The sequence below is a fragment of the Thioclava sp. SK-1 genome (assembly GCF_001705665.1).
GTDB lineage: Bacteria > Pseudomonadota > Alphaproteobacteria > Rhodobacterales > Rhodobacteraceae > Thioclava.
The window spans coordinates 1-5,332 of record NZ_MDHA01000005.1 but is presented as its reverse complement, the minus strand read 5'-3'; the positions used below and the strand labels follow the sequence as shown (position 1 = coordinate 5,332).

The window sequence follows — 5,332 nt, the reverse complement described above, 5'->3', positions numbered from 1 at the left end:
AAAGTGAGGCTGTTACGGCCAAGCTGATGTCGCATTTGCATTATTTTGATCTGATTGTGGGGACTGAGGAAGAGTTTCATATTGCTGGCGGTTCGACGGATACGATTGCTGCGCTGCGCGCGGTGCGTGCGGTCAGCGCGGCGACCTTGGTTTGCAAGCGTGGAGCGGATGGGGCGGTTGCTTTTGACGGTGCTGTTGGCGACAGTTTGGATGAGGGTCAGACTGGGCCGGGTTTCCCGATTGAGGTGTTCAACGTTTTGGGTGCGGGCGACGGGTTCATGTCGGGTCTGTTGAAGGGCTGGCTGGATGGGGAGGCGTGGCCGCGGGCGCTGGAATATGCCAATGCCTGCGGGGCGTTTGCGGTATCGCGCCATGGCTGTACGCCGGCCTATCCTTCGCGTGAGGAGCTGGAGTTTTTCCTGTCGCGCGGTGTTGTGCAGGCGGATTTGCGCAATGATCAGGCGCTGGAGCAGGTTCACTGGTCGACGAACCGGGCGTTTGAGCATGGCGGGGATTTTTCGCAGATGCGGGTGTTTGCCTTTGATCACCGGATGCAGCTGGAAGAGATGCCGGGTTATACGCTGTCCAAGGGGGGCGCGTTCAAAGAGCTGTGTTTGCAAGCTGCGTTACAGGTGCAAGACGGGCGTCCTGGCTATGGGATTTTATGCGACAACCGGATTGGCAAGCGTGCGCTGCATGCGGCGTCGGGGACGGGTTTGTGGATTGGCCGGCCTTGTGAGTGGCCCGGGTCGCGGCCGCTGACGCTGGAGCCGGAACTTGGCGCGGATTGCGGCGGTCTGCGCGATTGGGCGCGGGAGAATGTGGTGAAGGTTCTGGTTTTTGCCCATCCTGATGATGATGCGGCGACCTGGGCGCAGCAATTGGGGCAGGTTAAGACGCTTTACGCGTCTGCGCGTCGCAACCGTCTGGAGTTTTTGTTGGAGGTGATCCCGTCGAAGGTCGGGCCTGTTACGGATGAGACGACGCGGCAGCTGATCGAGCGGTTTTACGCGGAAGGGATTTATCCTGACTGGTGGAAACTGGAGCCGATGGCATCGCATGAGGGCTGGGCGCAGGCCTGTGCGGCGATTGAGGCGCATGATCGTCACACGCGTGGGATTGTTGTTTTGGGTCTGGATGCGCCGGAAGCGGAGCTTTCTGCGAGCTTTGAGGTGGCGGCGGGGTTTGACCTTGTGAAGGGCTTTGCTGTTGGGCGGACGATTTTTGGTTCGGTGGCGCGGGAGTGGTTTGCGGGTCAGATCGGTGATGAGGCGGCGGTTACGCAGATGGCGCAGCGTTATGCACGTTTGGCGGGGGTGTGGGACCGTGCGCGGTCTGTTGCGCAGACTTCCGGGTCGAAGCGAGCGGCGCAGTAAGTGAGGGGGATCTTTGGGAGGGGGCATCTGCCCCCGCTGCGGCTGGTGCCGCAGCCCCCCGGGATATTTGGTGCAAGATGAATGGGCCGGGATTTTGGGTGTGTCGGCTGGGGCCCTGGCTGGAGGGGGCTTTGCGCCCGACCGCCAGCGATGGGGCTCGATGCCCCGGAGGTGGCGGCGCCGCCTGCGGTTCAAGGTGATGTGAGGAGAGAGATATGGGCACGATCCGTTTGACGGCGGCGCAGGCGATGGTGAAATGGCTTTCGGTGCAGATGACGCCGGAGGGGGAGCGGTTCATCGACGGGATCTGGGCGATTTTTGGGCATGGCAATGTGGCGGGTTTGGGCCAGGCTTTGCATGAGATCGGGTCTGAGTTCCCGACATGGCGCGGACAAAATGAGCAGACGATGGCGCATGCTGCGGTTGCCTATGCCAAGGGCAAGGGGCGGTCGCGGGCGATGGCGGTGACGAGCTCTATTGGTCCGGGGTCGACGAATTTGGTGACAGCGGCGGGTGTGGCACATGTGAACCGTTTGCCCTTGCTGATCATTGCGGGGGATGTGTTTGCGAACCGGCGCCCGGACCCTGTTTTGCAGCAGATTGAGGATTTTGAAGACGGCACTGTCTCGGCCAATGATTGTTTGCGGCCTGTGTCGCGCTATTTTGACCAGATCACACGGCCGGAGCATCTTTTGACGGCCTTGCCACGGGCTTTGGCGGTGATGACGGATCCGGCCAATTGCGGGCCGGCCACGCTGGCGTTTTGCCAAGATGTGCAGGCGGAGGCGTTTGATTGGCCTGAGGCGTTTTTTGCGTCGCGGGTGTGGCATATCCGGCGGCCGTCACCTTGTGCGCAAGAATTGGCGCAGGTTGTGGATATGATCCGTGCGGCCAAGGCGCCGGTGATTGTGGCCGGGGGCGGGGTAATTTATTCTGGCGCGCAAGAGGCTTTGGCGGAATTTGCCACGCGGCATGGGATTGCGGTTGTCGAGACGCAGGCAGGGAAATCGGCCCTGTCGCAGAGCCATCCGATGAATTTTGGTGCCTCTGGTGTGGATGGGTCGGCGGCGGCGAATGCGGCGAGCATGGCGGCGGATCTGGTGATTGGCCTTGGCACGCGGTTGCAAGATTTTACCACCGGGTCCCGGACGTTATTTGCCAATCCTGACGCACGTTTGGTGTCGATCAATGTGACGGGGTATGATGCGCTTAAACACGGGGCTGTGCCGCTGGTGGCGGATGCGAAAGTTGCGCTTGGGGCGCTGACGCAGGCGCTGCATGATGTGCGGTTTGATGCGGCTGATACGGTGGCGCGTGGTCAGTGGCTGGAGGCTGTGGCGGCGCATTGTCAGGACCGCAGCGCCCAGCGTGGGCCGCAGGATCTGCCATCGGATGCGGAGGTGATCGGCGCGGTGCAACGTGCCAGCACTGATACGGCGGTTGTGATGTGCGCGGCCGGCACCATGCCCGGCGCGCTGAAGCTGCTGTGGCAGCCCGGGCAGGGCGGGTATCATATGGAATACGGCTTCAGTTGCATGGGCTATGAGGTGGCCGGTGCGATGGGGTTGAAGCTGGCGCAACCCACGCGCGAGGTGATCTGCTTTGTGGGCGATGGCAGCTATATGATGGCCAATTCTGAACTGGCGACGGCGGTGATGCGGCGCATCCCCTTCACGGTGATTTTGACCGATAACGCGGGTTATGGCTGTATCAACCGGCTGCAAACGCTGGGCTGTGGCGGCACGGCGTTCAACAATATGTATGTTGATTGCAATGTCGTGGATCAGCCGCAGATTGATTATGTGGCACATGCCGCGTCAATGGGCGCGCATGCGGTGAAGGCCACGGGGGTTGCCGATCTTGAGGCACAGGTGGCCGCCGCCCGCACCCGTACCCTCCCCACGGTGATCGTGATTGAGACCACGGCCAAGGACTTCCCCGGCACGGGGATTGATACCCGCGCGGGTGAGGCGGGGCATTTTTGGGATGTGGCCGTACCTGCGCAGGGCCCCAGCCCGAACCGGGCTGATGCCTATGCCCGTTACCTTGCGGGTCAGGCGCGCCAACGCCTGCTCAACTGATCCGACTTTATTGACACTCAGACGGGGCGGCGCCCCAATATGGAGAGATCCGATGATTAAATTCGGAACCAACCCGATCGCTTGGGCCAATGATGACGACCAGACGATTGGGGCTGATATTCCCACCCAGGCGATCTTGCATGAGGCCGGGGAGCTGATCGGTTTTGACGGGATTGAAAACGGCCATCGCTGGCCGCAAGACGATCCGGAGGCGCTGCGCGCGCTTTTGGCCGAATATGGGATGACGTTTATCTCGGGCTGGTATTCGACTGAGCTTTTGACCCGCTCTGTCGCGGAGGAAATTGAGGCGGTTCAGGGCCATCTTGCGAAGCTGGTGCATAATGGCTGCAAGGTCTGTATCGTTTGCGAATGTTCCAACACGGTGCATGGCAGCGCGACGACCCCGGTCAATGATCGTCCGGTTCTGACACCGGCGCAGATGGTGGAATTTGGTGCCAAAATGGAGGCATTCGCGGCCTATCTGGCGCAAGAAGGGATCACGCTGGTCTATCATCATCATATGGGCACGGTGGTGGAAAGCCCTGAGGAAATTGATGCGTTCATGGCGGCGACGGGGCCTGCGACGCATTTGCTGTTTGATGCCGGGCATTGCACCTTTGGTGGCGGCGATCCGGCACAGGTTCTGGCGCGCCATATCGACCGGGTCGGCCATGTCCATGCCAAGAATATCCGGGCGGATGTGACGGCGCGTGTGCGGTCGCAAAACCTGTCCTTTTTGCAAGGGGTCATGGCCGGTGCCTTTACCGTTCCCGGCGATCAGGACGGGGCGATCGACTTCCAGCCGTTGCTGCGGATTTTGAAGCAGGCAGGCTATGACGGCTGGATTGTGATCGAAGCAGAGCAAGACCCGCATCTGCGCAATCCGCTGCTGTATCAGACACTTGGCTTGCATACCTTGAAACGTATCGCGCGGGCCGAAGGGCTGATCTGATGTTTGATCTGAACGCGCCCGTCTATCGGCCCTTATGGGTGCGGATCGTCTTGACGGCGATCTGCCTGGGCTGGGCTGTGTTTGAATATCGCTCTGGGGCGGTGGGGTTTGCGCTGCTGTTCGCAGCAATGGGCCTGTATGCGGGATGGTGCTTTTTTATCACCTTTGATCCCGACCGGGCCGATCGCACGCCAGCCCCCGAAACTGCCCCCGACCCAACTGCCCCACGCCCCCCCACGCCGGGGGCCGATCACAGTGACCCGGCCGCAGGTGCGGACCCCAAGATGGAACGGAGACCAAAATGAGCCCTCTTCAGCACAAGCCTTTCGGCACCCATGGCAAGGTGCATGAGATCACGCCGGCCAGCGCGGGCTGGCGCTATGTCGGGTTCAGCCTGTATCGGCTGCGTGCGGGGGAGCGCGCGGCAGAGCTGACCGGCCGCAATGAGGTGATCTTGGTCATGGTCGAAGGCAAGGCCAGGATCCATGCCGCAGATCACGACTGGGGCGAATTGGGCGCGCGGATGGATGTGTTTGAAAAAACCCCGCCGCATTGCCTTTATGTGCCCAATGACAGCGATTGGTCTGTGACGGCCACGACCGATTGCACGGTTGCGGTCTGTCTGGCGCCGGGTCTGGGCGGGCATGGCGCGCGCCGCATCGGCCCCGATGGGATCACATTGACCCAGCGCGGCGAGGGGCCAAACACCCGCTATATCAACAATATCGCGATGGAGGCAGAGGATTACTGCGACAGTCTGCTGGTGACCGAAGTGTTTACCCCGGCGGGCAATTGGTCCTCCTATCCAAGCCACCGCCATGATGAGGATGACTTCCCGCGCATCACTTATCTGGAGGAAACCTATTACCACCGGATTAATCCGGCCAATGGGTTCGGCATCCAGCGCGTCTATACCGATGACC

At 61.2% G+C, this 5,332-nt stretch carries 5 protein-coding genes; all 5 read left to right on the top strand.

The annotated features are described in order from the left end of the window. Positions 1–1,376, top strand: a 1,376-nt coding sequence (locus tag BFP70_RS00075) for a PfkB family carbohydrate kinase (protein WP_066008972.1), incomplete at its 5' end; no start/stop codon positions are given. 215 nt (positions 1,377–1,591) lie between these two features. Beyond that, positions 1,592–3,457: a 3D-(3,5/4)-trihydroxycyclohexane-1,2-dione acylhydrolase (decyclizing) gene (gene iolD, locus BFP70_RS00070; RefSeq protein ID WP_066008971.1), complete on the top strand. Its 1,866-nt coding sequence runs from the start codon at positions 1,592–1,594 to the stop codon at positions 3,455–3,457. 52 nt (positions 3,458–3,509) lie between these two features. Beyond that, a complete protein-coding gene (gene iolE, locus BFP70_RS00065) occupies positions 3,510–4,409 on the top strand; it encodes a myo-inosose-2 dehydratase (RefSeq protein WP_066008966.1) in 900 nt (299 codons plus the stop codon). Then, entirely contained in the window at positions 4,409–4,714 is a 306-nt protein-coding gene (locus BFP70_RS20900; RefSeq protein WP_066008965.1) for a hypothetical protein, read from the top strand. The genes iolE and BFP70_RS20900 overlap by 1 nt, the downstream gene beginning before the upstream one ends. Continuing rightward, positions 4,711–5,332, top strand: a 622-nt coding sequence (gene iolB / locus BFP70_RS00055) for a 5-deoxy-glucuronate isomerase (protein ID WP_066008964.1), incomplete at its 3' end; no start/stop codon positions are given. The genes BFP70_RS20900 and iolB, both read left to right, overlap by 4 nt.

Excerpts from the sequence above, each read along its gene's own strand:
- iolD (WP_066008971.1), top strand. The coding sequence starts at position 1,592 with ATGGGCACGATCCGTTTGACGGCGGCGCAGGCGATGGTGAAATGGCTT.
- iolE (WP_066008966.1), top strand. The coding sequence starts at position 3,510 with ATGATTAAATTCGGAACCAACCCGATCGCTTGGGCCAATGATGACGAC.
- BFP70_RS20900 (WP_066008965.1), top strand. The coding sequence starts at position 4,409 with ATGTTTGATCTGAACGCGCCCGTCTATCGGCCCTTATGGGTGCGGATC.